Origin of the sequence: Exiguobacterium sp. A1_3_1 (assembly GCF_048985645.1) — a bacterium.
In the GTDB taxonomy this organism is placed as follows: domain Bacteria; phylum Bacillota; class Bacilli; order Exiguobacteriales; family Exiguobacteriaceae; genus Exiguobacterium_A; species Exiguobacterium_A indicum.
On record NZ_WBYY01000228.1, the window covers coordinates 1 to 4,075 of the forward strand.

The following is a 4,075-nucleotide window of genomic DNA, read 5'->3' on the forward strand; positions in this document are numbered from 1 at the left end:
TCCGGCTGCCGTGATGACACTCTGTTCTTTGACCGTGTATCGAAACGGCAGCAACGACAAGACGACGGCAAGTGGACGAGCAAGCAGGATCAAGGTCAGAACGATGACGGCCGAGACGAACAAGGTCCGAGGATCGAGTAATTGTTTTGGAAAGACGAGCAGTCCGAGCATGATGAACATGCCGATCTCTGCTAAATGCGACAAGCTGCCACTGAATCGTTTGAGCGTCTCGCGGTAGATCATGTCATGATTGTTGATCCAGATCCCGGTCAAATAGACGGCGAGAAACCCACTGGCGTGCAAAATCGTCGCGAGACCATACGAGAAGAGCGCCCCACTGAACAGAAGCGTCGGATAAAGGGCGGACGATGGCAACTCGATCCGGTTCAGCAGTTGTGTGACGAGATACCCGATCGCAAGACCAACTAGCGTCCCGAGTCCCATCTCGTAGATGAAGGAAAGAATACCCGCACCGATCGAGAACGATTCCGGCGCTAACGCAAACGATGTGAACAAGATTGTCAGGAAGACGGCCATCGGATCATTCGTTCCGGACTCCGCTTCGAGCGTATGTTTGACTTTGGCATCGACCGGTCGTCCACTGAGCAGGGAAAAAACAGCAGCCGCATCAGTCGAGCCGACGAGCGCGCCGATCAATAGCGCGACCGGCCAAGAAAAATCAAGTAATAGATACGCAACGATGGCAATGATCCCGGTCGTTGCCAGGACCCCGACGGTCGCAAGCGACAGGGCAGCGGGGAGAATTTTCCGGAAGTGTGTCCACTTCGTATGCAAGCCACCGTCAAACAGAATCAGCACGAGCGCCATCGTCCCAAAGAGACGAGCTTGCTCGAAATCACCAAAGTTGATGATTCCTGTGACATCTGACCCTGCCACAATCCCGACGACGACGAACAGGATCAACGTCGGTACATTTAACCGGACGGCAAACTTCGTCGTGATGATCGCAATCAATAGTAACGTTCCTGCGACGAATAAGATCGTCCCTTCTTCCATCCGACCACCTCTTTCGTGATAACATGTTCTCCTTTTAGTATACGTTACTTTTTGAAAATTCCGAAAAATAACGTCAAAACAAGGTGTACAAACGAAAAGAAAAAGGAAAACTAGAAACAGAACTATTTGCGTTCAATACGGAACACAAGGAGGAAAAGGGATGAACATCTGTATCGTCACGGGTGCCAACTCCGGCATGGGGATGGTCACGATTCAAGAATTATTGGAACGAGGAGATCGGGTCATCGCTACCGTCCGTTCGCAGAAAAAAGCGACGGCACTCGTGCAACTACTGCGGGAACATGGTGTATCGCATACGCACCTGGAAATCGAGATCGTCCAACTCGATCAACTGGACTCCGTCCGTCGCTTCGCGGATCGTCTGTTTGATTTAGTGGGTCGCATCGACCGCTTGATTTTAAACGCCGGTGTCATGGTACCGCCGTATCATGTCACGAAGGACGGCTTCGAATCACAATTCCAGGTCAACTACTTGAGTCATTTCTATTTGATTGAGCGCTTATTGCCGTTACTTGAGAAAGGGAACGACCCGCGCGTCATCTCGATTTCGTCGCTCGCAGGTGAAGGTGGCTTGATTCGGACCGACGTCGAACTTGAGGCGATCGCTCACGTCAAAAAAGAACACTATAGTCCGATGCGTTCTTACCGCGAATCAAAGCTCCTGCAAATGATTCATATGCGTGAACTGGCTGAAACACACGGCGACCGGATCACGTTCGTCAGCGTCCACCCGGGGATCGTCAATACGGATTTGTTCTATCGCGGCAAGTACGGCAAAGTGATGAAGACGTTACTCAAACCGGTCGCGCAAGTCGGGTACTGGACCGGAAAACTCTATACGCCGGAATACGGCGCAAAGACGGCACTCTATCTCGCAACGACCGACGATCCGCTTGACAACGGCGGCTACTATGCGGATTCCGCTCCACGACTCAGCAATCCGATCGTCGAAGACGACGAGTATCGGGCACAAGCACGGAATCTGTCGCGCCGCTGGGTCGAACTCGCCTGAATGACAAAAAAAACGACCGGCTCGTGGGAAGCCGGTCGTTTACCGTTGTGACGACTGGGGGTCAGATCACTCCTAAAGGATACGTTACATTGAAATAAAATTGTGGAATATGAAAAAAATCACAAAATAATGGGGAACGATGAAATCTTGAAGCAAAAAGGTTTTCTTCTCGCTGTACATTCGTTAGGATAGAGAAGAATTTTTTTGTAACAGGAGGAATAACATGATACGACAAGCTACATCAAAAGACGTTCGAAACATCGCAACCCTACTTGAGCAAAAAGCGCTCTCCCTCAAAGCCAGTGGCAGTAGCCAGTGGTCTGCTTATCTGGAGCAAGACATCGAACAACTCGTCGCGCGAGATTTAGAAGCCGGCCGCCTGTATGTCTTTGAGGATCAGAACGAGCTGCTTGGTTCCGTTGCCCTGCTTCCTTCGCTCGAATGGGATCAATCCTTGTGGGATGATGTAGAAGGTCTGTATATCCATCGAATCGTCGTCAGCGACCGCGCAAAAGGACGTGGTGTCGGTCGAAAACTACTGGAACACGCGATTGCAGTGACAGAGGATGAAGGAGAAATCCTACGACTCGACTGTGTCGCTTCAAACGAGTTTCTCAACGCGTATTACACGTCTTTCGGATTCGTCCATCAAGGAACACGGGACGGCTTCTCGATTTATGAGTATGAACGCATCGAAGCGACGGCTTGAAGCGGTTCAATCAAGACAACGGTCGTTTCGTTTGGTATGGTAATAGAAAAAGAACGGTTCAAGGAGTGATCGGATGCGATTGAATATCGGCTTCATCGGCTTTGGCAAAAGTACGACCCGTTACCATTTACCATACGTGATGATCGAGGACAACTATCACGTCACCTGGATTTACAATCGGAAGGAAAAACCGGAGCTGTTCGCATCCTATCAGGATCGACTGCCGGATGCCCGTTTTACGACGGATCTGTCCGAAATGCTCGCTGACCCGGCACTTGATGTCGTCGTCATCAATACACCACCGGCGACACATTTCGAATACGCGTTGCTCGCGCTGCAACATCAAAAGCACGTGCTCGTCGAAAAGCCATTTACGGTGACGGAAGAGGAGACGAAGCGTCTATTTGCAGAAGCACATGCGCAAGGCGTCAAGATTCTCGCCTATCAAAACCGACGTTACGACAGCGACTTCCAAGTCGTTGCGCAAATCATCCGTTCCGGGAAACTTGGTCGTCTCGTCGAGGTCGTCTCGCAATTTGATCTATTCCGCCCGGAAGCGGCTTCAGCTGATGCGCGTCACGAAAACGGTGCGCTTTACGGACTCGGCGTCCATACGCTCGATCAAATCATCGCTTTGTTCGGAAAACCGGACAAGGTCGCCTTTGACGTGCGCAGTGTTCGACTGCCGCATAATCCAGACGACGCGTTTGCGATTGATCTCTATTATCCGGAGCTTAAGGTCAGCGTTCGGACGAGTCATGTCGCACTTGCCCCGGCACCCCGGTGGATGTTACACGGTACGAACGGCACGTTCATCAAACAACACGTCGACCGGCAAGAGCTCGACCTGAAAGCGAACTACTTCCCGGGAGAAGAGGGGTTCGGTGAGGATTCAGAAGACGATTATGGGCGTTTGATCTATCACGACGAACACGGTCATCTGCAAGACGTCCGGATTCCAAGTCCTGTTGGCGATTACGGTAAAATGTATCGCGCCTTTTACCGTAGTATCGTCGAGGACGCGCCGCTACCAGTCAAGGAAGAGGATACCTTGTTCGTCGCTCATCTGCTCGAACAAGCATTTGCGCAACCATCACCATATATTTTAACGATTAAAAATTAAATTTTATTTTGATTTCAGAAAGATGACAACTCGACTGTGCCCGTAGGCATGATCGAGTTTTTTTGATATAACGAACAAGGACGTTCCTCATTTTTCAGATTTTTCTAAAGAAATGTTGATTATTTTTTCAAAAAGTTGGGAAAAGGGGAACGAGTCACCAAATTACACCATAGGCTGTCTCTTATACACATCT

General features: G+C 50.2%; 4 protein-coding genes. 3 read left to right on the forward strand and 1 reads right to left on the reverse strand.

Going from position 1 to position 4,075, the window contains the following annotated elements; genetic code table 11:
• Positions 1–1,017: potassium/proton antiporter (locus F8N00_RS16645; RefSeq protein WP_421018613.1), on the reverse strand; the 1,017-nt coding region annotated here is incomplete at its 3' end.
• Between the two features lie 160 nt (positions 1,018–1,177).
• On the opposite strand from F8N00_RS16645, the gene F8N00_RS16650 reads away from it, so the two are divergent.
• The 3 genes from F8N00_RS16650 (at position 1,178) to F8N00_RS16660 (ending at position 3,882) form a co-directional block, all read left to right on the forward strand.
• Complete coding sequence (locus tag F8N00_RS16650; RefSeq protein WP_058713086.1) at positions 1,178–2,050, forward strand: SDR family NAD(P)-dependent oxidoreductase; 873 nt, start codon at positions 1,178–1,180, stop codon at positions 2,048–2,050.
• Between the two features lie 223 nt (positions 2,051–2,273).
• Entirely contained in the window at positions 2,274–2,759 is a 486-nt protein-coding gene (locus F8N00_RS16655) for a GNAT family N-acetyltransferase (protein ID WP_023468305.1), read from the forward strand.
• Between the two features lie 73 nt (positions 2,760–2,832).
• Entirely contained in the window at positions 2,833–3,882 is a 1,050-nt protein-coding gene (locus F8N00_RS16660; protein ID WP_023468306.1) for an oxidoreductase, read from the forward strand.
• Positions 3,883–4,075 lie beyond the last annotated feature (193 nt).